At 60.6% G+C, this 24,491-nt stretch carries 23 protein-coding genes and 1 pseudogene; 20 read left to right on the top strand and 4 right to left on the bottom strand.

The window, feature by feature from the left end:
- Nucleotides 1-38: 38 nt before the first annotated feature.
- The 13 genes and pseudogenes from BLU75_RS11775 (at nucleotide 39) to BLU75_RS11715 (ending at nucleotide 11,633) form a co-directional block, all read left to right on the top strand.
- Nucleotides 39-1,694 (top strand): bifunctional UDP-sugar hydrolase/5'-nucleotidase, encoded by a 1,656-nt coding sequence (locus BLU75_RS11775; RefSeq protein ID WP_090221465.1) that lies wholly within the window; start codon nucleotides 39-41, stop codon nucleotides 1,692-1,694.
- Nucleotides 1,667-2,143, top strand: coding sequence for a hypothetical protein (locus BLU75_RS11770; RefSeq protein ID WP_084381680.1), 477 nt, complete (start codon nucleotides 1,667-1,669; stop codon nucleotides 2,141-2,143). Before BLU75_RS11775 ends, BLU75_RS11770 begins: the two co-directional genes overlap by 28 nt.
- Nucleotides 2,127-4,076 (top strand): type II secretion system secretin GspD, encoded by a 1,950-nt coding sequence (gspD, locus tag BLU75_RS11765; protein WP_231982643.1) that lies wholly within the window; start codon nucleotides 2,127-2,129, stop codon nucleotides 4,074-4,076. The genes BLU75_RS11770 and gspD overlap by 17 nt, the downstream gene beginning before the upstream one ends.
- Before the next feature lie 5 nt (nucleotides 4,077-4,081).
- Nucleotides 4,082-5,530: a GspE/PulE family protein gene (locus BLU75_RS11760; RefSeq protein WP_084381710.1), complete on the top strand. Its 1,449-nt coding sequence runs from the start codon at nucleotides 4,082-4,084 to the stop codon at nucleotides 5,528-5,530.
- A complete protein-coding gene (gspF, locus tag BLU75_RS11755; protein WP_084381681.1) occupies nucleotides 5,530-6,732 on the top strand; it encodes a type II secretion system inner membrane protein GspF in 1,203 nt (400 codons plus the stop codon). The genes BLU75_RS11760 and gspF overlap by 1 nt, the downstream gene beginning before the upstream one ends.
- Nucleotides 6,733-6,764: 32 nt before the next feature.
- Nucleotides 6,765-7,208: a type II secretion system major pseudopilin GspG gene (gene gspG / locus BLU75_RS11750; RefSeq protein ID WP_084381682.1), complete on the top strand. Its 444-nt coding sequence runs from the start codon at nucleotides 6,765-6,767 to the stop codon at nucleotides 7,206-7,208.
- A gap of 2 nt (nucleotides 7,209-7,210) precedes the next feature.
- Entirely contained in the window at nucleotides 7,211-7,660 is a 450-nt protein-coding gene (locus BLU75_RS11745; protein WP_084381683.1) for a prepilin-type N-terminal cleavage/methylation domain-containing protein, read from the top strand.
- Nucleotides 7,657-8,022, top strand: a complete 366-nt coding sequence (locus BLU75_RS11740) for a type II secretion system protein (RefSeq protein ID WP_084381684.1) — start codon at nucleotides 7,657-7,659, stop codon at nucleotides 8,020-8,022. Before BLU75_RS11745 ends, BLU75_RS11740 begins: the two co-directional genes overlap by 4 nt.
- The gene (locus tag BLU75_RS11735) at nucleotides 8,019-8,609 is read left to right on the top strand and encodes a PulJ/GspJ family protein (RefSeq protein WP_084381685.1); all 591 of its coding nucleotides are present in this window, start codon (nucleotides 8,019-8,021) and stop codon (nucleotides 8,607-8,609) included. Before BLU75_RS11740 ends, BLU75_RS11735 begins: the two co-directional genes overlap by 4 nt.
- Nucleotides 8,610-8,623: 14 nt before the next feature.
- Nucleotides 8,624-9,733, top strand: coding sequence for a hypothetical protein (locus tag BLU75_RS11730; RefSeq protein ID WP_084381686.1), 1,110 nt, complete (start codon nucleotides 8,624-8,626; stop codon nucleotides 9,731-9,733).
- On the top strand, nucleotides 9,730-10,167 hold the full coding sequence (gene gspM / locus BLU75_RS11725) for a type II secretion system protein GspM (protein WP_084381687.1): 438 nt from the start codon (nucleotides 9,730-9,732) through the stop codon (nucleotides 10,165-10,167). The genes BLU75_RS11730 and gspM overlap by 4 nt, the downstream gene beginning before the upstream one ends.
- Nucleotides 10,164-10,835 (top strand): type II secretion system protein N, encoded by a 672-nt coding sequence (gene gspN / locus BLU75_RS11720; protein ID WP_084381688.1) that lies wholly within the window; start codon nucleotides 10,164-10,166, stop codon nucleotides 10,833-10,835. Before gspM ends, gspN begins: the two co-directional genes overlap by 4 nt.
- Nucleotides 10,836-10,924: 89 nt before the next feature.
- A pseudogene (locus tag BLU75_RS11715) lies at nucleotides 10,925-11,633 on the top strand (TetR/AcrR family transcriptional regulator).
- A gap of 30 nt (nucleotides 11,634-11,663) precedes the next feature.
- Here the strand turns inward: BLU75_RS11715 and BLU75_RS11710 are convergent.
- Nucleotides 11,664-13,700 carry an NADH:flavin oxidoreductase gene (locus BLU75_RS11710; RefSeq protein WP_084381689.1) on the bottom strand — a complete coding sequence of 679 codons (2,037 nt, stop codon included), beginning with the start codon at nucleotides 13,698-13,700 and terminating at the stop codon, nucleotides 11,664-11,666.
- Nucleotides 13,701-14,282: 582 nt separating this feature from the next.
- Here BLU75_RS11710 and BLU75_RS11705 point away from each other — a divergent pair.
- The 5 genes from BLU75_RS11705 to BLU75_RS11685 all read left to right on the top strand — a co-directional run bounded on the left by BLU75_RS11705 (nucleotide 14,283) and on the right by BLU75_RS11685 (nucleotide 18,430).
- On the top strand, nucleotides 14,283-14,654 hold the full coding sequence (locus BLU75_RS11705; RefSeq protein WP_084381690.1) for a metalloregulator ArsR/SmtB family transcription factor: 372 nt from the start codon (nucleotides 14,283-14,285) through the stop codon (nucleotides 14,652-14,654).
- A gap of 27 nt (nucleotides 14,655-14,681) precedes the next feature.
- A complete protein-coding gene (locus BLU75_RS11700; RefSeq protein ID WP_084381691.1) occupies nucleotides 14,682-15,152 on the top strand; it encodes an arsenate reductase ArsC in 471 nt (156 codons plus the stop codon).
- 17 nt (nucleotides 15,153-15,169) lie between these two features.
- Nucleotides 15,170-16,243, top strand: a complete 1,074-nt coding sequence (gene arsB, locus BLU75_RS11695; protein WP_084381692.1) for an ACR3 family arsenite efflux transporter — start codon at nucleotides 15,170-15,172, stop codon at nucleotides 16,241-16,243.
- The gene (gene arsH, locus BLU75_RS11690) at nucleotides 16,236-16,952 is read left to right on the top strand and encodes an arsenical resistance protein ArsH (RefSeq protein ID WP_084381693.1); all 717 of its coding nucleotides are present in this window, start codon (nucleotides 16,236-16,238) and stop codon (nucleotides 16,950-16,952) included. The genes arsB and arsH overlap by 8 nt, the downstream gene beginning before the upstream one ends.
- 176 nt (nucleotides 16,953-17,128) lie before the next feature.
- Nucleotides 17,129-18,430, top strand: a complete 1,302-nt coding sequence (locus tag BLU75_RS11685; RefSeq protein ID WP_084381694.1) for an Nramp family divalent metal transporter — start codon at nucleotides 17,129-17,131, stop codon at nucleotides 18,428-18,430.
- A gap of 58 nt (nucleotides 18,431-18,488) precedes the next feature.
- On the opposite strand, the gene BLU75_RS11680 is transcribed toward BLU75_RS11685, so the two are convergent.
- Nucleotides 18,489-19,388, bottom strand: a complete 900-nt coding sequence (locus tag BLU75_RS11680; protein ID WP_084381695.1) for a LysR family transcriptional regulator — start codon at nucleotides 19,386-19,388, stop codon at nucleotides 18,489-18,491.
- Nucleotides 19,389-19,556: 168 nt separating this feature from the next.
- On the opposite strand from BLU75_RS11680, the gene BLU75_RS11675 reads away from it, so the two are divergent.
- Both BLU75_RS11675 and BLU75_RS11670 read left to right on the top strand, forming a co-directional pair.
- On the top strand, nucleotides 19,557-20,585 hold the full coding sequence (locus BLU75_RS11675) for an alpha/beta hydrolase (RefSeq protein WP_084381696.1): 1,029 nt from the start codon (nucleotides 19,557-19,559) through the stop codon (nucleotides 20,583-20,585).
- Between the two features lie 5 nt (nucleotides 20,586-20,590).
- Complete coding sequence (locus tag BLU75_RS11670) at nucleotides 20,591-21,790, top strand: MFS transporter (protein WP_090221464.1); 1,200 nt, start codon at nucleotides 20,591-20,593, stop codon at nucleotides 21,788-21,790.
- Nucleotides 21,791-21,800: 10 nt separating this feature from the next.
- Here BLU75_RS11670 and BLU75_RS11665 read toward each other — a convergent pair whose 3' ends face one another.
- Together BLU75_RS11665 and xylG are read right to left on the bottom strand one after the other, a co-directional pair.
- On the bottom strand, nucleotides 21,801-22,937 hold the full coding sequence (locus BLU75_RS11665) for a sugar ABC transporter permease (protein ID WP_084381698.1): 1,137 nt from the start codon (nucleotides 22,935-22,937) through the stop codon (nucleotides 21,801-21,803).
- Entirely contained in the window at nucleotides 22,938-24,482 is a 1,545-nt protein-coding gene (gene xylG, locus BLU75_RS11660; protein WP_084381699.1) for a D-xylose ABC transporter ATP-binding protein, read from the bottom strand. It lies immediately after the preceding gene.
- Nucleotides 24,483-24,491 lie beyond the last annotated feature (9 nt).

Raw genomic sequence — 24,491 nt, 5'->3', positions numbered from 1 at the left:
ATGCCGCCCCTGTGCAGAGTTAGCTTCAGGGTGAGGGAATAATGGTTTCAATGGTGCGGCGCGATGTACTCGGATGGATGACGCTGGGCGCCTGCGCGCCCTGGCTTGCCGGCTGCTCCAGTCTGGGCGCGGCGGCGGGGCCAAGTGACAGCCAGCCGGTGGATCTGTTGTATATCGCCGACACTCTCGATGCGCGCCAGCCGGGTCGCCCGGTGGTGCCTGCCACACGCCTGGGACCGGCCACACGGATCGGCCAGGCGCCTTGGATCACCGGGGCCAATGCACGTTTTCGTCAAGTCGATGGCAGCCACTTGGATGGTTTGCTCGATTTCACCCTGAGTGACACCGTGCAAACCGGCGGCTACGCGGTGCTCGGTGCGGTGCTGCAACGTTTGCGTGATGCGGCAGGCGAGGACAACAGTCTGACCCTGGAAAACGGCCAATGCTGGAACGGCAGCGGCTTGGCGTACCTGACCCGAGGTCTGTCCGGGGTTCAGGGCAGTCAGATACTGGGCAGCGAAGTGCGGGTCAGCAGCGATGAACGCGTGCTCTGGCCGGAACAATGTCAGGGCCTGTACCAGCAGTTCGGGCATCCGGTGCTCGGCGCCGGGTTGGCCGGCGACAGCGCGCAACGCCTGGCCACTCCTGGCATGAGCGTGTTCCGTCGCGGCGGTGTGCGCATCGCGGTGGTCGGTATTACCGACCCTTATGCGCGGGATCAAAAAGCTTCCTTGAAACAATGGCTGCACAGTCTGCAGCCGGTGCTGACTCAAGCTCGGGCCGAAGCCGACCTGGTGGTGGCCCTCGCAGACGTCGGTACGGGCCCTGGATTCTGGCTGGCCGAGCGCATGAGCCAGGTCGACCTGGTGCTCTGCGCGCGCGGCCAGGACCTGTGGCCGCAACCGGTCGAAATCCTGCAAAGTTCGGGGAAGCGGGTACCGGTGGTGCTGGGCGGGACCCGGGCCAGCGGCGCGTTTCGCATCCGCTGCCAGGCGCAAGCCGGGCATTGGCGTTTTGATGCACGTTTTTATCCGGCCCAGAGCGTTGCCTTGGACGCTGCCGGCCAAGCCCATGCCCAGGGTCTGCAACAACCCTTGCAACAACAACGTGCGGCCCATGCGGGCTGGTTGGATCAACCCTTGGCCCGCGCCCCGGAAAACCTCTGGCGCCGCGATGTGCGCGCCGGCAGTTGGGACCGCTTGTTGCACCAGGCCCTGGCCCGGGAGCCCGAAAGCGCGGTGCTGCTGCCCGGCTTGCGCTACGACAGTCCGTTGGCGCGCGGCCAGATGATTACCCGCGAACACTTGATCAGCCTGAGCGCCAGCTACCCGGCGCCGGTGGTTGACGTACCCGCGCAGCAAGTGCGCCAGGTGCTGGAGAACGCCGCCGAGCAATTGTTCGGTGAACCGTTGCTGCTGGATAACAGCCAGGACTTGCCGCGCTGGCTCGGCCAGCCTTGGCAAGTCACGTATAGCCCGGGTGGCAAGCGGGTCGGTGAGTTTGCCGAACCGGTCGGCACGTGTCGCACCTTTAGTCTGGGCTTTGACGCGAATGCCGGGCAGCCGCTGTGGCAGCACGTGGAAAGTTGGTTGCGCGAGCAGCCGACAGACTGGCAACTGCCGCCGTTGCAATTGCCCGAGGTGCGCTACGTACAGGGGCATCCTGGATGGCATCCACGGAGCCTGGTCAGTTGAGTCGTGCTGGCGGCCTGTTCAACCTATTGCTGGTGACGCTTTTTGCCTGGCTGGTGGCGCGCTGTGTGCTGCAGCTCTGGCACGGCGTCGCGCAGCCGATTGAACCGTACCCGGCAGCGGCACCGGTGCCCGACCTGTTAAGTGGCCACTGGACGCCGCGCCGGGCGCTGAGCGATGACTTGCCGCTGACCACGCTCAAAGTCGATTACCTGGGCAGCCTCAAAGCCAGCCAGTTACGCGCCACTGTGGTGGTGCTGCGTTTCCAACAACAAGAACGGACGCTGACCCTGGGTCAGCGCCTGGCTCCGGGCATCGTTTTGCACGACATCGATGAGCGTGGGCTGATTTTCGACAATCAAGGACAGCACGAGCGCCTGCCGTGGCCGCCGCGGCGGCCGGTAATCGGTCTCACGCGCCAGGAATCAACCGACTATGCACATGATCAATAAATGCCTGGGCCTGACGGCGCTCTACCTGGCCTTGAGCTTTATCCCGGCCGGCGCCGAAGACGAGCAGGCGCTGTACGAGGTCAATTTCATCGACACCGAACTGACGGAGTTTATCGACAGCGTATCGCGCATCACCAACACCACCTTCATCATCGACCCACGGGTCAAGGGCAAGGTCACGGTGCGCAGCATCGAGATGCTTGGCAGCGAAGAAATCTACGACATCTTTCTTGCCCAACTGCGGGCCCAGGGCTTCGCCGCGGTCGACCTGCCCAATGGCAGCGTGAAGATCGTACCGGACCAGGCCGCGCGCCTGGAGCCGGTGCCGGTAGAATCCTCGCGCCAGGATGCACAGACCAATGATGGCATGGCCACCCGAGTGTTCAGTGTGCGCAACGCCGCCAGTGAACAGATGCTTAATATTCTCAAGCCGCTGATCGACCCCCGGGTCGGGGTGATTACGCCCTATCCGTCGGCCAACCTGCTGGTGATCACCGACTGGCGCAGCAACCTGGACCGTATCGACAGCCTGCTGCTGCAACTCGATCAGGTCAGCCAGGAACCCCTGGAGGTGTTGCCCCTGACCAACGCCAGCGCCAACGACACGGCACAATTGATGACCCGTCTGCTGGCCCGCGAGCAGGGCGCCGACGGTGCCCAAGTGATCGCCGACCCACGCAGCAATGCGTTGCTGGTGCGTGGCAGCGCCGACAGTCGCCAGCGGGTGCGTACGTTGCTCAAACAATTGGATCAACCGCAAAGTGCGTTGCGCAGCTCGAACACGGTGGTGATGTATCTGCGCCATGCCAACGCGGCCGAAGTGGTCAAGGTGCTGCGTGGCTTGAGCCAGGATTCGATGGGGGCCGCGGCCGACGGCATCGCGGCCGAGGGCGAGCAAAAGCCGGTCGCGACCAGTTCTTCGGGCATTCGCATGGAGTCGGAGGAGGGCACCAATGCCGTGGTGATGGTGGGGCCGGACAGCGAAATCGCCGCCTACCGAACCATCGTCGAACAGTTGGACATCCGTCGCGCCCAAGTGGTGGTCGAAGCGATCATTGCCGAGGTCTCCGATACCCGCGCCCAGGAGTTGGGGGTGCAATGGCTGTTCATGGGCAACTCCTTTGGCGGCGGCACGGTCAACTTCACCAACAGCGGTGCGAGCATCACCAGCCTGGCGGCGGCCGCTTCAAGCAACGACACCGCAGGCTTGAGTAAACTGCTGGCGGCGGTGCCGGGGGTGACCGCCGGCGTCGGCAACCTGAACGGCGGCGGCCTGAACTTCCTCGCGCTGCTCAATGCGTTGAAAAGCGAAAGTGGTTTCAATCTGCTTTCGACCCCGACTTTGCTGACCCTGGACAACGCTGAGGCGTCGATTCTGGTGGGCCAGGAAGTGCCTTTCGTTACCGGTTCGGTGACGCAAAACAACACCAACCCCTACCAGACCATCGAGCGCAAGGAAGTCGGGATCAAGCTGCGAATCAAACCGCAGATCAATATCGATAACACCGTGCGCCTGGACATCGTCCAAGAGGTTTCGTCGATCGCCGACAGCAGCGGTGCCAGCGATGTGATCACCAACAAGCGCGAGATCAAGACCAAGGTCATGGTCGAAGACAACGGCCTGGTGGTGCTCGGCGGGCTGATCGGTGACGAGGCCAAGACCGGTGACCAGCGCGTGCCGTGGCTCGGCGATATCCCGGGTCTGGGCCGGCTGTTTCGCTCCACCAACAGCCAGCGCACCAAACAGAACCTGATGGTGTTTATCCGCCCTCGAATCGTGCGCGACGGAGACTCCCTGGCCAATCTCAGCAACGAGAAGTACCGCAATATCAAGGCCAACTCGTCACTGGCGCTGCCGGCGCTCTCGGAGAGCAACGGCTTGCTGCAGTTGTTTCCAGCCAGTCGCGAGCGTCTGGGCGAGGGCCCGTGGTGAGTACCCTGTTGCCCTATCGGCTGGCGCGTCAGGCGGGATTGGCGCGGGCGCCGGGCCCGCAGGGTTGGACCTTGTGGCTGCGCGAGGATGTCGACACCGATGCCTTGCAGGAAGTGCTGCGGGTCCACGGTCTGCCGTCGGCGGTCGAACACCTCGACACGGCCCAGTACGAACTGCGCCTGGGTAGCCTGTACCAGGCTGGCGAGTCGGCCACTGCGGCCTTGATCGAAGGCATTGGCGAGCAGGTCGACCTCGACAGTCTGATCAACGAACTGCCACGCATCGAAGACTTGCTCGAAAGCGACAACGAGGCGCCGGTGATCCGTCTGATCAACGGGCTGTTCGCCGAGGGCTTGCGTTTGCGCGCCTCGGATATTCACATCGAGACCTTCGAGCAGAGCCTGGTGGTGCGCTTGCGGGTCGACGGTCATCTGCGCGAGATATTGCGTCCGCCGCGAGCCTTGTCGGCGATGCTGGTGTCGCGGATCAAGGTTATGGCGCGGCTGGATATCGCCGAAAAGCGTCAGCCTCAGGACGGGCGCATCACCCTGCGTTCGGGCGGCCGGGAAGTGGATATTCGCGTCTCGACCTTGCCCGGCATCCACGGCGAGCGGGTGGTGATGCGTGTACTGGACAAGCAGGCCAACCTGTTGGATCTGAGCAACCTGGGCATGCCCGCCGCAGTCGAGCAGGCTTTGCGTGCCTGCCTGTCGCGGCCCAACGGGATCTTGCTGAGCACCGGGCCGACCGGTTCGGGCAAGACCACCACGCTGTACGCCAGCCTCAATGCGCTGAACGATGGTTCGTGCAATATCCTCACCGTCGAAGACCCGGTGGAATACGCGATTACCGGCATCGGCCAGACCGCGATCAACCCTCGCGCCGGCATGACCTTCGCCAGTGGTCTGCGGGCGATTCTGCGCCAGGATCCGGACGTGATCATGCTCGGGGAAATCCGCGACCAGGAAACCGCGCAGATCGCGGTGCAGGCGAGCCTTACCGGGCACCTGGTGCTGTCGACGCTGCACACCAACAGCGCGGTGGGCGCAGTGACCCGCTTGCGCGACATGGGCATCGAGCCGTTCCTCATCGCTTCGAGCCTCAAGGGGGTGATGGCCCAGCGTTTGGTGCGGCGCTTGTGCCATTGCGCCACGCCCGTTCCCTTGCAGGCGGCCGAGCGTCAGTTGTGGCCAGAGTTGGCGCAACTGGAGCAGAGCTTTCATCCCCAGGGTTGCGACGACTGTCAGGGCACTGGCTACAACGGGCGCATCGGGCTCTACGAATTCATCACCCTGGACGCCGGGCTGATCAGCCTGCTGTACGACGGCGCCAGCGAAATGGCCATGCATGAATACCTGGCGGACAAGCGCCAGAGCCTGACCGCAATGGCCACTGACTGCATGCGCCGTGGCGAAACCAGCCTTGAGCAAGTGCTGCGTGCGGTGCGCGACTGATGCCGACGTATCGCTATCAGGCGCTGGACCTGCTCGGGCGTCGCCGCAAAGCCAGCATCCAGGCCGAAAGCGAGCGCCATGCCCGGCAATTGCTGCGCGAACAGGGACTCTTCGCCCGCGAGTTACAGGTGCAAAACGCAAGCTTGGCCAGCCCGCGTGGGCAACGCTTGAACCACGGACAACTGTGTGAATTGACGCGCCAGCTAGCCACCTTATTGAGTGCCGGCATTCCGCTGGTGGATGCCCTGGCTACCCTCGAACGCCAACTGGCAGAACCGGCCATTCGCAACTTGCTGGTGGCGGTACGCGGCGCCTTGGGTGAAGGCTTGAGCCTGGCCCAGAGCCTGCGGCGCCAGGGCGGGCAGTTCAACACGCTGTATTGCGCGCTGGTCGAGGCCGGGGAGCGCTCCGGAAAATTGGCGCCGGTGCTGGAGCGACTGGCCGAGCACCTGGAGCAAGTCCAGAAACAACGGCACAAGGCCCGTACCGCGCTGATTTACCCCGCGGTGCTGATCCTGGTGTCGATGGCCGTGGTGATCGGCTTGATGACCTTTGTCGTGCCCAAGCTCACCGAGCAGTTCAGTCATACCGGACAGAGTCTGCCGTTGATCACGCGTGTGCTGATCGGCGCCAGCGAGGGCTTGGTGCTGCTGGGTCCGTGGTTGCTGGTATTGGGCGTGCTGTCGGGGCTGGTCGCTCGGCTGTTGCTGCGCCAGACGATCTGGCGCTTGCGTCGCGACCGCCTGGCTTTGCGCCTGCCGCGGATCGGTACGCTGTTGTCCGTGCTGGAAAGCGCGCGGGTATCGCGCAGCCTGGCGATTTTGCTGGGCAGCGGCGTGCCGTTGCTCGAATCACTCGAGGTAGCGACCGCCACTGTCGGTAACCGACAGATTCACCAGGCCCTGGAAACGGTGCGTGAGCAAGTGGAAGGCGGCGTGACCCTGTACCGCGCGTTGAGCGCCAGCGGGCATTTCCCGCCCATGCTGTTGAACATGGTCGCCAGTGGTGAGGCCAGCGGCACCTTGCCTGACATGCTCGAGCGAGTCGCCGACAACCAGGAGCGCGGTTTCGCGCGGCAGGTCGACCTGCTCCTGGCGTTGTTCGAACCCTTGATGATTCTGCTGATGGGCGCGGTGGTGCTGTTTATCGTGTTGGCGGTGCTGCTGCCGATCATGCAACTCAACCAAGGCCTTAGCTTTTGAAAGTAGAGAACCTGAAAATGGAGACCCAAGCCATGTCCGGCAATCGTATGTCCAAGCGTCGTGAGCGCGGTTTCACCCTGATGGAAATCATGGTGGTGATTTTTATCATCGGCCTGTTGATTGCCGTGGTTGCGCCCAGCGTACTCGGCAGCCAGGACAAAGCCATGCGCCAGAAAGTCCTGGCTGACCTGGCGACCCTGGAACAAGCGCTGGACATGTACCGGCTCGATAACTTGCGCTTTCCCAGTTCCGAGCAGGGCTTGCAGGCTTTGGTCAAGAAACCGGGCGTGGAACCGCTGCCGCGCAGTTGGCGCGCCGATGGCTACATTCGCCGCCTGCCTGAAGATCCGTGGGGCAATGCTTATCGCTACCGCACACCGGGTGAGCATGGTCGGGTGGATATCTTTTCGTTGGGCGCTGATGGCCAGGAAGGTGGCGAAGGCACCGACGCCGACATCGGTAACTGGGACCTCTAGGCATGCAGCGCTGCCATGGATTCTCGCTGCTGGAAATGCTGGTGGTCTTGTTGATCGTCGGTTTGTTCAGCGCGCTGGGGGTGGCTTCGCTGGATGCGGGCCAGGCGCCGATGCACCAAGCCTTGGCGCAGTTGGCCAACGAGGCGCGCACGCAAGCCGCCCTGGCTCGGCATAGCGGGCAAGTGCTGGGCATGCGCTGGAACGGCCGACAGCCGGAGTTCGTGCGCTGGCAATCTGAACGTGGGCAACCGTCGTGGCGGCTCGAGTCGTCGCGCGCGGTGTCCTGGCCGGCAGGGCTGCAGCCTGACTGGCCGGTGAGCGCAGCGCCGCAGGTGATGTTTACGCCTGCGGGGCTGGCCCGTCCTGTTTCGGTGACCTGGCACTGGGCCGAAGGCCGCCAGCGCTGGCAATGGCGTGCGGACAACACGCTGCGGATTGCGACCCAGCCATGAAGCGCCAACGCGGGTTTACCTTGCTGGAGGTGATGGTCGCCCTGGGAATCGCCGCACTGATGGCGGTGATGGTCAGCCAGCTATTGCGGCAGCGCATCGCCACCCACCAGGCAGTAGCGCAACATCGTATTGGCAATCTGTGCGCGCGGGAACTGGAGACGCGGTTTGGCGTGGAGCGGTACTGGCCGCAGATCAATGCGGTGGCGGGGGAACTGCGGCAGGGGCACACCACCTGTCACTGGCATTTGCAACTGGGTAACACCGGGGTCAGCCGCTTGCGGCGTGGCGAGTTGTCGTTATTCGCCGATCCCGAGCAACGCCACCCGCTGGGTCAGTTCAGTCTGTTCCTGGTGCGCCCGTGAAGACCGCGCAGCGTGGTTTGACCCTGATCGAACTGCTGGTGGCGATGGCGCTGACGGCGGTGATCGGGGTGTTGCTGGCGGCGTTGGTCAATGGCTGGGTCAAGGTTCGCGAGCGTCTTGACGAACCCGGTAGCGAGCCGCAGGTGCTGGAGTTTTGCCTGGCCCTGGAGCGCCGTTTCGACACGCTGGTGTTGCGCCAGTTATATGAGCAGCGCTTGCCGGAAAAACTCGCCTGGCTGGATTGGCAACCCGCGTCCGGGCAATTGCAATGGGTTGCGTTGACGGCCTGGCCGCCCGCGCAGGCCCACTCGCGGGTGCAACGCCAGCGCCTGCTGTTTGATGCCCGGCAAAGGCGTTTGAGCCTGTTTACTTCAGTGGACCTGTATGCCGCGGGGAAACCGCGCTGGGAACTCAGAGAGTCGCTGGCGCCTATCGACCGCGCCGTTTTCAGTTTTTATCAGGGCACGCGCTGGCTGGCCTTTCCTTCCACTGTTGCCGCCCAGCCTAATCGCGGCGTGCGGATCGAGTTCGAGCACCATGGAGCACCTTATGTCTGTACCTTCGCCTTGCCCGATACTCAGCCATGAGTCGGAGCGCGCGCATGTTTGAGCGTTTGCGGGCGACACCGCGTGAGTGGTTGCTGGTACGTCCGCCGGCTACGTCCGAAGGCGCTTGGCAATGGTTGCACTATGCCGCGCAGGGCGCCCAATCCAACGGCACCTGGCCGCCGCCACCCGCGTATTTGGAGTTGCCTGCGGCCTTGATCATTCCGGCGCTCGATTGCAGTCATTTCTGTCTGCCGGCGCCTCCGGGGCTCAAGCGCCATGAGTGGCCGCAACTGTTCGAAGAGTACGCACAACAACCCGCCGAAGCCTTACTGGTCAGTTGCCTGTCCCGCGAGGCCGGACACCTTGAGCTGTTGGTGATGCAGCGCCAGCAAGTGCAGGATTGGCTGGCCGAATGTGCAGCGCTTGGGCTGCAGGTCAGCCATGGCTGGGCGGAACTGCAGTTGTTGGCGCAACCCGAGCCCGGGCATGCCATACGCTGGCAACGCGAGCGGTTGCTGTGCCTGAAGGCGCATCCCCGACAATGGCTGGTGTGGCCGCAGGTGCTCGGTGAGCGCTTGCCCCAGGCCTGGCGTGAGTTGCCTGTCGAGCAGATGGAAGGGCACTGGCCATCGCGCCTGGCCCGTCTGGAACAACTGCCCAGCGTACTGGAAGATGCGCGCCCGGTGCGTACACGCGAGCGACGTGTCCCGAAGGTGAGTCGCGTGCAGCGACGCTTGCTGCTCGGCTGTGCATTACTGGCGGTCTGTTGGAGCGCAGTCTATTTGCTCCAGACGATGCGCCAGCTCGATGCCTGGAAAACCCAGGTCGAGGCCGTGGCCGGTGCGTCCGATAACCTGTCTCAGGCCCGCGTGGCGCTTGCGCGTCTGAAGAGCCGGGAGAACGACTGGCGGGTGCGTCAGCAGCAAGTGGTCGCCATGGAGCAGGCGTTCTCGGCGTGGCTGCAGCAACAGCCCGGCTGGTCAGTCTCGAGCAATCATTTTGACGGGCGCTTATGGCGTCTCGGCCTGAGTGGTAGCGGGCCTCGACCTGCGGTGGCCGAGTGGCAGGCAATGGCCCAGGCCGCCGGTGCCCAGTTGAGTGGCGAGCCGCAGGGCGGGGCTGCTGATTTGCAGTTGAGTTTCGATTTGGGAGAACAGCCATGAGCACCCGGTTGCTTGAGTACCTGGCCAGTTTCAGGCAACTGCCGCCAATGCGTCGCTATTGTGTGCTGGCAGGCTGGTCAATGGTGCTGCTGTTGCTGCTGGTACTCATCACACGGCCGCTGCTGGCGGCCTGGCAGGACGCGCGGGAATGGCAGGTGTTGGCGCAACAGGCCCAGGCACTGGCGCCACCCGCCGTGTTTTCCAACGAGCAATGGCAGGCGCTGGCTGCGTCGCGACAGTGGGTATTGACCCATGTCGAACAGCAGGACGGCCGATGGCAACTGCAAGGTGAACTGCCTGGGCCCGAGGCCTTGCAGCAATTGCTACGCACCGTGCAGGAACAAGGCGGACGACCGCTGCAGTGGAGCCTGTCGCAGGGCGGCCAGGGCTATGCGTTCAGCCTGGAAGTGGCGGAGGGGGCGGCTGGGCCATGAATCGTGCCATCGCATGGGCGGCTTTGGTGTTTGTTCTGACCTTGCTACTGAACGTGCCGGCGGCTTTTGTCGCCCGGCAGTTGGCTTGGCCCTCCGGCTGGCAGCCTGGCGGAATCTCCGGCAGCCTGTGGAATGGCCGTGCCACTCGGCTCGGTGCCTTTGGACCGGTGCAGTGGACGGTCCGGCCCTGGGCGCGAGAGGCGCAATTGAACCTGGGCTTTCAGCAGCGAATCTGGGCCTTGTCGATTCACGGCTGGCCCTGGAACTGGCAAGCGACGCTGGCACCCCAGGCGGTCAACGCGATGCCCCCGTCGATGTTCGTGCTGGATGGCAGTTGGGCGGGACACTTGCAGGTCAGCGGTGCCGGGCGCACCTGTCGCAGCGCAGAGGGCGAGCTGTCGGGCCGCGATCTGGCGCTACTGAGCCCGTGGACGCTCAACCTCGGAAACACCCGACTTGAGCTGAAGTGTCTGGAAGGGCTGCGGTTGTCGGCGAACCTGCAATTACCGGCAGAGCACCAGTTCCAGATCGAAGCCGACCTGCAGCGTCAGCGCTTGCAGGTGGACGGGCAGGTTGAACCGGGCGCAGCGGTGACGCCGTTGCTGGTTCAGGCGCGCTGGTTGCAGCCACCTGAGCAGACGTTCAGCAAGGTGTTGGGCAAACGCTGAGGCAAGAAGTCAGCAAACTGTACTTGGATGTACATTTTGCGGTCGCCGGGCTACATTCGCGCTACGCATTTTTGAACAAGGTAAGCGCGATGCGCCAGTTAGGGAAGGCACGAGGTAAGGCCCAGGAGGCCGGCTGGCGGGGATCCGCCGAGGGTTGGCTGGAGGCCGCTTATGATGCCCTCAAAGAGTCAGGTATCGATGCGGTCCGGGTTATGCCGCTGGCCAAGCGCCTCGGCCTGTCGCGCACCAGCTTCTACTGGTTTTTCGAGGATCGCGAACAGTTGTTGGCCGCGTTGCTGGCGCGTTGGCGAGAGACCAATACAGGGGGGGCTGATCCGGCAAACCGAAAGCTATGCGGAAAGCATCTCCGAGGCGATCCTGAATGTTTTCGAGTGCTGGCTGAACCCTGAATTGTTCGATTCACCGTTCGAGTTCGCCGTGCGCAGCTGGGCGTTGCAGTCGGATGAGGTCGCCCGTGAAGTCTCGGTCGTGGACGAACAGCGCATGAGCGCCTTGGCGAGCATGTTCAGGCGTTTTGGTTATGACAGCCAAGGCGCCGATACCCGGGCTCGAACGATTTACCTGACCCAGATCGGCTACATCACGATGAACACCGGTGAGCTGATCACGGTGCGTTTTCAGCGCATTCCGCATTACGTGAGTATTTTTACCGGGAAAGTACCCAAGCAGCGCGAGTTGGATCGATTCTACGGGAAGTTCGGTTACGCCGAAAAAGAGCCGGGGGTGTTTGTGCCGTTGCTGGACACCTTCGATGAGACGTTCACAGAGGCTCAGTGAGGCAGTTTAAGGCTTGATAAAAGCATGATTTCAGATGTCTTTGAGCAGTCGTAGTGCATCGTAGATGGCGGCATGGGTATTGCGCGCCGACACCGCATCGCCAATCCGGAACAGCTGGAAACGGCCTTGCGGATTGGTCACGATATGTTGCGGCTTTCCGGCGAGCAGATCGTGCTGTTCAACCGCGCCGTTGTTGCTCGCATGGGCGCGCAGATCGAAGTACAGGTCGTCCAGGGGCAGGGTGCCGTGGTTGACCACCACCTGATCGACCACTCTCTGCTTGTGCACCGGCCCATAGTCGCTAGCGAAATGTGCCACCAACCGACCCTCACGTTTTTCTACCGAGTCAACCCGATAGGTGACCGTAAAGGTAACGTTCAAGTCTTGCAGGCTGCGCATGTACGGCACCAGGTTCATCGCCATCACTTCTGGCGAAAACGAGCGGTCAGGTGTAACGATTTCCAGCGTCGCGCCGCTGTTGGCAATGACCTCGGCAGCCTGGAGTGCCGCGTGGTCGCCAGCGTCGTCGAAAATCAGCACGTTGTTGCCGGGCTTGACGTCGCCAGAAATGATATCCCAGGTCGACACCACCAGTTCATTACCCTGTTTGAGAACCTCGGTGTGCGGCAGGCCACCGGTCGCGACGATCACTACATCCGGCTCTGCAGCCAGGACTGTCTCGGCGTCGGCCCAGGTGTTGAAGTGGAACCTCACCCCCAGGCGTTCGCATTGCGCCATACGCCAATCGATGATGCTGATCATCTCGCGACGACGCTCGCTCAGAGCGGTCAGACGGATTTGCCCGCCGGGTTGGTCGGCGACTTCGAACACCGTGACGTTGTGGCCGCGCTCACCGGCAACCCGGGCTGCCTCGAGACCCGCCGGGCCGGTACCGATCACCACCACCTTGCGCTTGGTGGGCGCCTTGGGAATCTCGTGGGGCATGCTGGTTTCGCGCCCGGTCGCGGCGTTGTGGATGCAATACGCCGCGCCACCCTGGTAGATACGGTCCAGGCAGTAGTTAGCGCCGACGCAGGGGCGGATTTCTTCTTCGCGCTTTTCGATGATCTTGCGCACGATGTGCGGGTCGGTCATATGCGCCCGGGTCATGCCGACCATGTCCACCTTGCCGGAGGCGATGGCATGGCGTGCGGTGGCCACGTCCGGAATCTTGGCGGCGTGGAAAGTCGGGAAGCCGGTGGCCGTGCGGATCTCGCCGGCAAAATCCAGGTGCGGCGAGTTACGCATGCCCTGGATCGGAATCACATCGGTGAGGCCGGCATCGGTATCAATATGTCCGCGAACGACATTGAGGAAGTCGACCAGGCCACTGTCCTTGAGCCTATGGGAAATCTGTATGCCGTCCTTGGCACCGAAACCGCCCGGCAGGTCTTCATCACCGGTATAGCGAATCCCCAGCGGGAAATCCTCGCCGCAGCGCTGGCGGATGCCGCGCAACACATCAAAGGTGAAACGCAACCGATTTTCCAGCGAGCCCCCGTAAGGGCCGTCGAGATCGTTGGTCAGGGGCGACCAGAATTGGTCCATCAGATGACCGTATGCCTGCAACTCCAAACCGTCGAGGCCCGCCGCCTTCATGCGCTCGGCGGCGTCTACGTAGTCTTTGATGATTCGTTCGATGTCCCAGTCTTCCAGCTTTTTTGGAAAGGCCCGGTGAGAAGCTTCGCGGCGGTGCGAAGGTGATACGACCGGGAGCCAGTCAGCCTTGTCCCAGCGCGTGCGCCTGCCCAGGTGAGTCAATTGAATCATCACCGCCGCGCCGTGTTCGTGGCATTCGTCGGTCAAGTCCTTCATCCATTTGACCACCTCGTCCTTGTACGCCAGCACATTGTTGAACACCGGAGGGCTGTCGCGGGAAACAGCGGCGGAGCCTGCAGTCATGGTCAGCGCAACCCCGGCCTTTGCGCGTTCCACGTGATAAGCCCGGTACAGCTCCTTCGGCATGCCATCGACAGGATAGGCGGGCTCATGGGAGGTGGTCATGATTCGGTTTCTGAGGACCAGGTTCTTGATCTTATAGGGCTGCAGCAAGGGATCGCTGGACATGTAGTTGCTCCGGGAACAGAACATCAGGCGTGTGTTGATATGAAAATATGTCGAATGTACACATGTGTCAATAAGAGTGACGTGAATGTACATTCTGAGGGCGTAATCAGAAAATAGTGCAGATTCCGGCTCGGAACGGGGGCAGGTGCAGGCCCATCGGCTGCCAGCCAATAACGATTAATACGCCACGCGCAGATACAGCATGATTAGGTCATTCGGTAGAACGCTTATCGGCGGGGGGAGTTGCAGGCTTGGTCCTGGCTGCCTGCAACCAAGATCCTGACTGTTGAGGTGGGTGACGGATTTATTACATTGTCCATATGTATTGATAGCCCGTTATTACTGTTGTTTCCAGGTGACGAACAGCCGTTTTTAAGTGGCTTATACTGACTGTTTGCGTTTGTTGATTAATTTTTTCCAAATAAAAATGATGTGATGCGTTGCCATGATATACGGAAAAGCATATATTAATTTTGACCTGTATGAGCTGAAGCGTTTCCGATGCATTCCGTCACACGTTTCACGAAATCCATGATCGCACCGAGATGTTTGTCTGGGTGAAACCAGACACTGAGAACAGCAATGGCTGACCACCTGACCCCGACCACCGTTTTCAAATGCCTGGCTGATGACAATCGGGTGCGCATGATGCTGCTCATTGCCCGAGAGGGAGAGTTATGCGTCTGCGAGTTGACCTGCGCGTTGAATGAAAGTCAGCCGAAGGTCTCCAGGCACCTGGCGCAGTTGCGAACGTGCGGTTTGCTGTCAGATCGTCGGCAAGGTCAATGGGTCTATTACCGGTTGCACCCGAATCTCCCCGACTGGGTGTATCAGGTACTGAGCGTGGTGCTTGATACCAACAAACATTGGTTGAGCCCCGATGCCAAGCGCCTTGATGAAATGGCTGGCCGCCCCGAACGAGCAACCACGTGCTGTGAAAGCACCCTCGCCTGATTCCGCCTTCGACTACGAGACCTCCCGATGAAAATCCTGTTTCTCTGCACTGCCAACAGCTGCCGCAGCATTCTCTGCGAGGCGGTGTTCAATCATCTGGCACCACAAGGCATGACAGCTTTCAGTGCCGGCAGTCAGCCGAAGGGGCAGGTGCATCCGCTCAGCCTCAAGACCCTGAATAACGCCGGCATTTCCACCGAGGGTCTGTTCAGCAAATCCAATGATGCACACGAAAATCTGGCGCCTGATTTTGTCATTACGGTGTGTGATAAAGCGGCTGGCGAAGCGTGCCCGGTATTTTTTGGCCTCTCGGTGAAAGGGCACTGGGGATTGGCGGACCCTTCCGAGTACCACGGCACACAAGAGGAGATCGAGGCCGCTTTTGAAGCCACCGTGGAACAGATCAAAACCCGTATTAACGCTTTCCTGGCATTGCCGCTTTCCCAGTTGAGTGCCGAACGGCTCAAGGCAGAGCTGACCTTGATAGGCACGTTGTAAGCACAGGAGCAATGATCATGGGTAAAAGCCGCCTGTCTTTCCTGGACCGCTACCTGACGCTGTGGATTTTTCTTGCCATGGCCCTGGGCATCGGTCTGGGCAGCCTGTTTGAAGGTTGGCCGCAGTGGCTCAACAGTCTTTCCGTGGGCACAACCAACATTCCCATCGCTATCGGCCTGATCGTGATGATGTATCCGCCGCTGGCCAAGGTGCGCTATGAAGAACTGCCTGAGGTCTTCAAGGACAAACGAATCCTGGTGTTGTCCCTGGTCCAGAACTGGATCATTGGACCGGTATTGATGTTCGCACTGGCGATCATCTTTCTTCGTGACCAGCCGGAATACATGACCGGCCTGATTCTGATCGGGCTGGCGCGGTGCATCGCGATGGTGCTGGTCTGGAATCAGATCGCGGGGGGAAATAATCAGTACGTCGCCGGTCTGGTGGCCTTCAACAGCATCTTCCAGATCCTGTTTTTCAGCGTGTACGCCTGGGTCTTTCTTGGACTGTTGCCGCCGCTGTTCGGGGTGGAAGGCAGTGTGCTTGAAACCAGCTTTATCAGCATTGCCGAGTCGGTCCTGATCTACCTGGGCGTGCCGTTCCTGGCGGGCTTCCTGACACGCAAGATCCTTATCGCACGCAAAGGCGAAACCTGGTTTCAGGAGCGATTCATTCCAAAAATCAGCCCCCTGACGTTGGTTGCACTGCTGCTGACCATCGTGGCGATGTTCAGTCTCAAGGGTGACGTGGTACTGCAATTGCCATTCGATGTGTTGCGTATCGCGATCCCTCTGACGATCTACTTCGTGGTGATGTTCTTCATCAGTTTCTGGATGGGCAAATTGCTCAACGCCGATTATCCACGCACCACCGCATTGGCTTTTACCGCCGCCAGCAACAACTTCGAACTGGCGATTGCCGTGGCCATTGCCACCTTCGGCCTGGCGTCGCCGGTCGCGTTTGCCACGGTGATTGGCCCGTTGGTGGAAGTGCCGGTGCTGATTTCCCTGGTCGGTGTCGCCCTTTGGTTGAAGCGCCGCTGGTTCGATGACTCCAAGAGCGCCGTTGCGCAGGACAAAGACTATGTTTGATGACTCAATCCCCCAACTCGATATCGATCTGGTCGATCTTCCATCGGCAGATAAACTGGGTGTCGAAAAGACCTCCCTGCATAAACCACGCATTTTGCTGTTGTACGGATCGACCCGTGAGCGCTCCTTCAGTCGCTTGATGGTCGAGGAGGCTGCGCGACTGCTGGAGCACTTTGGCGCCGAGGCCCGGATTTTCAATCCGTCAGGCTTGCCGCTGCCAGATGACGCGCCTGTCGATCACCCACGGGTCCAGGCTCTGCGTGAATTGATGCAATGGTCGGAAGGGCAGGTCTGGTGCTCCCCGGAGCGTCACGGCGCCATGAGTGCGGTCTTCAAGGCACAGATCGACTGGGTGCCACTGGCGATGGGCGCTGTACGTCCGACCCAGGGTAAAACCCTTGCCGTCATGCAGGTGTGCGGAGGTTCGCAGTCTTTCAACGTGGTCAATCAACTGCGGGTGCTGGGACGCTGGATGCGCATGTTCACCATCCCCAACCAATCGTCCGTGCCGAAGGCCTACATGGAGTTCGACGACAACGGCCGAATGAAACCTTCCCCGTTCTACGACCGTGTCGTGGATGTGATGGAGGAGTTGGTCAAGTTCACGTTGCTGCTGCGTGATCGGCAGGACTATCTGGTGGATCGCTATTCCGAGCGCAAGGAGTCAGCGGAAGAACTCATCAAGCGTGTCAATCAACGCGCCCTCTAACAGATTCGATCCCCCCTCAATGAGCGGCAACCGGCTACGCGCGCCGCCTGACGAAACAGCGGGGGCAAGGCTGAAACATTTCCACACAACTAGTTGAAATAATGGTTGTACGACGTCGTACCTACTGTGTTCGACTACGCCGGTTCTTACAAAAAAAATAATCGGAGATACCCGCTATGACCAGCATCCCTTCGGCCGAAGGCCAGGCTGCGGCGCCCACGCAAAACCGATTTGCCCGCACACTCAAACTATTGGGCCCTGGCATCATTGCCGTCCTGTCCTGGTTGGGTGCGGGCGATCTGATCACTTCATCCGTGGCCGGTGCCAATTATGGTTACGCCATGATGTGGGTGCTGGCCGTGTCTCTGCTGTTGAGATACCTGATCGTCAACATCATTGCGCGCTTCCAGCTGTGCAATAACCAAGGCATGACCATCCTGCAGGGCTATGCGCAACTGAACCCGTTTTTCGCCTGGTTCATGCTCGTCTATGCCTTGTTGATGGGGCACTTGATGAACGCCTATATGATCAAGGGCGCGGGTGAGTCGTTGGCGATGTTGCTGAGAATCGACCAACCCTTGTTATGTTCCTTCGCGGTGGTACTGGCGGTGTGGATGCTGGTCGGTCGCAATATTTACTCGATGATCGAAGGCGTGATGAAGGTGCTGCTGGCGATCATGACGCTGGCGTTTATTGCGTTGGCGGTGATGTCCGGGCCGGATGTGGTCGGCATCGTCAAAGGCACCATTGGTTTCAGCATTCCGCCCGATGAAGGCGTGCACGGTGCCTTGCTGGTCGCGGTCTCGGTGATTGGTGCCGTGGCCGGTTCGATTGCCAATTTCGTGCATCCGTATGTGATGCGCCAAAAGGGCTGGGTAGGGCCGCAACACAAGCGTATTCAACGTAATGACCTGCTGTTTGCGGTGTTTGTCGGGATCGTCATCAACTTGGCGATCTGGATCGTCGGCGCGGAAATCCTGCGGCCCAACGGTATCGAAGTGAAAACCCTGAGCGACCTGGGCAAGGCGCTGGAAATATACTTTGGCTCGATCGGATGGTACGTGTTCTTCATCGGGGTGTTCGCCACGCTGTTCGCGAGTATTTCCGGCAAAACCACTGCGTTCCCGATGCTGATTACCGATGCGTTCCAACACGTGCGCCCCAAGCGTCGCGATAAGTACGGCAAAGAGTTCCACCATGACCCGATGCACAAATGGTTCATGCTGTTTATTCTGGTCACACCGTTGATCTGGTCATTGCCCGGCATGCCGGACTTCGTGACCCTGACCATTGGCGTCAGCGCGCTGAATATTATCGGTCTGCCGGTGATTTCCCTGGGCTTGCTGATCATGTCCAACCAAAAAAAGCTGCTGGACAAGAAGTACCGCAACAACCTCTTCGAGAACATCGCGCTGCTGTTTGCCACAGGCCTGGCGTTGTGGGTGGCTTTCCAACTGGGGGTTGATCTGTTTATCTGACGCTGAACAGCCGGGTGGTGAGCGTCATGCCTTCCCGGCTAATCTGCAGGATTGGACCTCAGCAAAAAACCTCACTGCGCAATGCATTGAGCACCAGCGAAAACGCCGGGGTTGGCAGGCGGCGGCTTGGGTAGTAGAGATGGTAGCCCGAGAAGGTCGGGCACCAGTCTTCCAGCACACGCACCAGATCACCGCTCTCGATATGCGGGGCAAATTCCTCCTCCGGCAAGTAAGCGATGCCCAATCCGCTGAGCGCCGCCGCCGGTACATGGGCGCTGGTGTTGAAGACCACTTGACCTGCCACGCGTACGTTAACCTTGCGACCGCGTTTTTCGAACTCCCAGGCATCCGTCCCTCCCAAGGTCGGAAAGCGGATATCGATGCACGCGTGTTGCAGCAGGTCTTGGGGTTTTTTAGGCGCGGCGTGACGGGCCAGATACGCTTTCGCCGCCACCGCCGCCATACGGACCGTGGAACCGATCGGTACGGCAATCATGTCTTTATCGACGGTGGCCCCAAAGCGTATGCCTGCATCAAAGCGGTCGGCGACGATGTCCCGGAAACCATAATTGATATCGAACTCTACCTTGATGTCCGGGTATTCCAGGAGCACCGGCGCAAGCCTGGGAAGCAGCAAGGTCCTCAGCACGAAATCGCCGCAGGTAATACGCACCGTGCCGGCTGGCTTCTCCGAGAGTTCGGTTAGAGCATCCAGTTCGAACTCTATCTCATCCAGACGATGACCAACGGTCTGCATCAGGCGCTCACCCGCGCTTGTCGGCGAAACGCTGCGTGTTGTACGCGTCAGCAACCTGATCTTCAAACGCTTTTCAAGCCCGGATACGGTTTGGCTAAGCGCCGACTGGGTCACCCCCAACTGGGCCGCCGCACGGGTAAAACTGCCTTCTCGGGCGACGGTGATAAAGGCCAGGAGATCATTCAGATTATGGCGTCGCATCGCAGGTCTTCCGAATCAATTGATTAGTATTGCTGATAAGCACAACAACGTTTCATTAGATTATCAAACAAGCGTCGAGTGCGGATAATAGCGCAAGCCTTGGCCGCATTGGCTGCGATCGCAACAGCCTCATGGGTCATTACTTTCACTCAAACGGGAGCACGCGTTATGAAAAAGCTCGTCATGTCGCTTGGATTTCTGTTGGCGTCGCTCTCTGTACAGGGAGCAGACATGAGCAACGGCGCCGACAATTTCTACAAAAGTAATGAGGTCACGATGCAAAAAGTGACGTTCAAGAATCAGTACCAGCTGAACATCGTCGGGAACCTGTTTGTGCCCAAGGGCCTGAGTGCGGACAGGAAAAACCCCGCGATCATCGTCGGGCACCCCATGGGCGCGGTCAAAGAACAGAGCTCGAATCTATATGCGCAAAAGCTGGCGGAGCGGGGTTTTGTGACCCTGGCGATCGATCTGTCGTTCTGGGGCGAGAGCGCGGGTCAGCCGCGTAATCTGGTGTCGCCGGAAATCTATGCGGAAGACTTCAGCGCCGCAGTGGATTACCTCGGCACACATAGCTTGGTCGATCGCAACCGGATTGGTGTCCTGGGCATTTGTGGCAGCGGGAGTTTCGTGATCAGCGCCGCCAAGATCGACCCACGGATGAAGGCCATCGCCACGGTTAGCATGTATGACATGGGCGCGGCTAATCGTAATGGTCTGAAGCACGCCTTCAGCGTCGCGCAACGCAAGCAAGCGATCGCGGCGGCAGCTGATCAGCGTTACGTCGAGTTCACGGGGGGCGAAACCCGCTACACCAGCGGCACGGTCCATGAGCTGAGTGAGAAATCCAACGCCATTGAGCGTGAATTCTACGACTTTTATCGCACGCCGCGCGGCGAGTTCACTCCGAAGGGGCAGTCACCTTTGCTGACCACGCATCCGACGTTGTCCAGCAACGTCAAGTTTATGAATTTCTATCCGTTCAGCGATATCGAGACCATCTCGCCACGTCCGATGTTGTTCATCGCCGGTGAAAATGCACACTCGCGCGAGTTCAGCGAAGAGGCCTACACGTTGGCTGGCCAACCCAAGGAGTTGGTGATCGTACCGGGCGCCGGGCATGTGGACCTTTACGATCGCACGGAGCTGATTCCATTGGCCACGTTGACCTCGTTTTTTCTGACCCACCTGAAATGAGCCTGATGACCCGCACTTCTTTGGCGATACCCGCCGCGAGCCGACAGGTTTGGGGCGCCGTGCTGGCGATGGCGTTGTGCGCCTTTGCCTTGGTGACCTCGGAGTTCCTGCCAGTCAGCTTGCTCACGCCGCTTGCGGCCGATCTTGCGCTGAGCGAAGGGCAGGCCGGACAAGCGATTTCCATCTCCGGAATCTTTGCCGTCATCACCAGCCTGTTTATCGCCTCAGTCATCCGCCGACTTGACCGTCGGCCCGTATTACTGGGCCTGACAGCCTTGATGATGGCTTCGGGTACGCTCGTGGCCTTGGCTCCGAACTACACGACATTGATGATCGGTCGCGCCATTCTGGGAATTGCAGTGGGTGGCAGTTGGTCGATGTCGACCGCCGTCATCCTGCGCATTGCCCCCGAGCACTTTGTGCCTAAAGCCATTGCCATGATTCAGGGCGGTACGGCCCTGGCCACGGCCATCGCAGCGCCCGTGGGCAGTTACATGGGGGGGCTGATCGGCTGGCGAGGGGCGTTCTTTTGCGTGGTGCCGCTGGCTGCTGTGGCGCTCTGTTGGCAAGCGTTGACCTTGCCGAAAATGCCCAGTGATCAGCAAGTCGGTTCGACGATGGATGTGTTTCGACTGCTGGGCAGTGCCAAGGTCGCTCTAGGAATGGCTGCTGTCGGCTTTGTGTTTATGGGTCAATTTGCGCTGTTCACCTACTTGCGCCCGTTTCTCGAGTCGGTGACCCAGGTTGATGGTTCTGAACTGTCCCTGTTGTTGCTGATTATCGGCATGTCAGGCTTGGCGGGGACGATGCTGATCGGCTCGGTATTGAACAACAACCTGTATCGGGTACTTATGAGCATCCCACTGCTAATGTCGGGGATTACCGTGGCGCTGTTGATGTATGGCAGTTCGATAGGGACTGTCGCTCTGTTGCTTGGGGCGTGGGGCCTGATCGCAACGTGTGCGCCGGTAGGCTGGTTCACCTGGCTCTCACGTACCCTGCCGCAAGAGGCCGAGACGGGAGATGGGCTGATGGTGGCCGTGATTCAGTTGGCGATTACCCTCGGCGCGACAGTGGGGGGCGTGCTGTACGACGGCGTCGGCTACCAGGCCACCTTAATCGCTAGCGCCGCGTTTCTGTTGGTCGCGGCGATGCTGGCGTGGATGGTTTCGCGCACTTCCATGCCGCACGTGATGACAGAGTGAGTGGTCGGCTTTACCGCCGGCCCGTACGGGTACTTACATCCACCCACACCGCCAGCACCAGAATGCCGCCCTTCACAATCATCTGCCAGTAGCTGTCCACGTCGAGCATGGACATGCCGTTGTCCAGGCTGGTGATCACCAGCGCGCCCAGCAACGCGCCATAAACGGTGCCGGAACCACCGCGCATGGAGGTGCCGCCGATGAAACAGGCGGCGATCGCATCGAGTTCGCCCATGCTGCCGGCCGAGGGCGAGCCGGCTGCCAGGCGCGCGGTGTTGACCATGCCGGCGAGCGCGCACATCACGCCCATGATGCCGAAGATCCACAGTTTCACCGCCTGTACGTTGATGCCGGACAGGCGCGTGGCTTCCATATTGCTGCCCACCGCATAGACGCGGCGACCGAACACGGTTTGGCTGGTGACGTAGCTGAACACACCTAACAGGATCAGGAGCAGCAGCACCGGCACCGGGATGCCGTCGTAGCTGTTCAGGGTATAGACGAACCCCGCCAGCACTGCGCCAATCACCACCACGCGCGAGCCGTCGCGCATCAGCGAGTGCGCCGCCAGGCCATGCAGGGCACGATTGCGCCGCTGTTTCCAGATCAGAAACAACGTCAAGGCAAACAGCAGTACACCGAGCCCCGTACCGACCGCATGCGGCAGATAGCCCTGCCCGACATACACCAGCGACGGCGATACCGGGGCGATGGTGGTGCCACCGGTAATTCCCAGCAAAACCCCGCGAAACGCCAGCATGCCGCCCAGGCCGACAATGAACGAAGGGATGCGCAGGTAAGCGGTCATGTAGCCGTTGGCCAAGCCAATCATCAAGCCACACAGGGCGACCAGACTCAGGTTGGCGAGCAAGGGTATTTGATAGACAACGTCGAGAATCGCCGCCAGACCGCCCAGCAAGCCCAGCAGCGAGCCCACCGATAAGTCGATCTCGCCGCTGATGATCACCAGGACCATGCCGCAGGCGAGAATCCCGGTGATCGACATCTGCCGCAGCAGGTTGGAGAGGTTGCGCGGGGTCAGGAACCCGCCTTCGGTCTGCCAACTGAAGAACAGCCAGATCACCGCTACGGCAATGACCAGCGCAAGCATTTTGTAGCGGGTGAAAAAGTGTTTGAGCTGATTCATCTACGCGGTCTTCCGATCGTTATTGTTATGACTGAGCGCGGCGGCGAGCACCTGTTCCTGGGTGAGTCCCTGGTTGATGAAGTCGCCGCGCAACTGGCCTTCGCCGATCACCAGCACGCGGTTGGATACGCCCAGCACTTCGGCCAGTTCCGAGGACACCATGATGATTGACACGCCTTCGGCCGCCAGTGCCCCCATCAGTTTGTAGATTTCGTACTTGGCGCCCACATCCACGCCACGGGTAGGCTCATCCAGGATCAGCACCCGAGGTTTGGCCATCAGCATTTTTGCCAGCACGGCTTTTTGCTGATTGCCGCCGGACAGACTGGTGATGGGCAGGAACGGGCTCGCTGTCTTGAGGTGCATGCGCGAAATTTCCTGCTCAATGCTGCCCAATTCGGCTTCGGCGTCGATACGGCTCAGGTTCGAGTAACTATCCAGCACCGTCAGGGTGATGTTCTGGCCGACGCCGAGGTCGGGAATGATGCCTTGGCGCTTGCGGTCTTCGGGGACCATGCAGAGCCCGGCGCGAATCGACTTGAGCGGCGTGCGCGTATCGATCAACTGGCCGTCCAGCCAGACTTCGGCGCTGTAGCGGCCGGGGTAGGCACCGAACAGTGTCGACACCAGTTCCGTGCGTCCGGCGCCCACCAACCCGGCGATGCCGAGGATCTCGCCGCGCTTGAGCACGAACGAAATATCATCGACGCGTTTGCGCTCCGGGTTGTCGACGTCGTAGCAGGTGACGTGGCGCGCCTCGAAAATCACCTCGCCGATCCCATGGGGCAGGGCAGGGTAAAGGTTGCTCATTTCCCGACCGACCATTTGGGTGATGATCTGCGTGATATCCAGATCAGCCATGGCCGTGGTTGCGATGTGTTTGCCATCGCGGATCACCGAGATGGTGTCGCACACGGCGGCCACCTCATCGAGCTTGTGCGAGATATACACGCAGGCTACGCCCTTGACCTTGAGGTCGCGGATGATGTCCAGCAGCACCTCGATTTCCGAGCGGGTCAAGGCCGACGAGGGCTCGTCGAGAATCAGCAGGCGTGCCTGCTTGTTCAGGGCCTTGGCGATTTCCACCAGTTGCTGGTAGCCACCGCCATACTGCGAGACCGGCAATGAGACATTCATGTCCGGCACTTTGAGCTCGCGCATCAGGGCTTCGGCGCGGTGGATCATCGCCGGGTAGTTCATGCGCCCGCCGGGCAAGGTCAGCTCGTGCCCCATAAAAATGTTCTCGGCCACCGACAGGTCGGGGACCAGGGTCAGTTCCTGGTGAATGATGACAATCCCGGCGGCTTCGCTATCGCGAATCGACTGCGCCTTGAGCGGCTTGCCGTCCCAGAGAATTTCACCGTCCCAGGTGCCATGGGGATAGACCGCCGACAAGACTTTCATCAGCGTGGATTTACCGGCACCGTTCTCGCCGCACAAACCGACACATTCACCCGGTTTGACTTTGATATCGATGCCATTCAGGGCGTTGACACCGCCAAAGGTCTTGACGATGCCGCTCATTTGCAGCAGGTAATCGGACATGGCACACGC

It is taken from the genome of Pseudomonas mucidolens, from assembly GCF_900106045.1.
Classification (GTDB): Bacteria; Pseudomonadota; Gammaproteobacteria; order Pseudomonadales; family Pseudomonadaceae; genus Aquipseudomonas; species Aquipseudomonas mucidolens.
The sequence above is the reverse complement of the archived record's forward strand: the minus strand, read 5'-3'. Positions and strand labels throughout refer to the sequence as shown.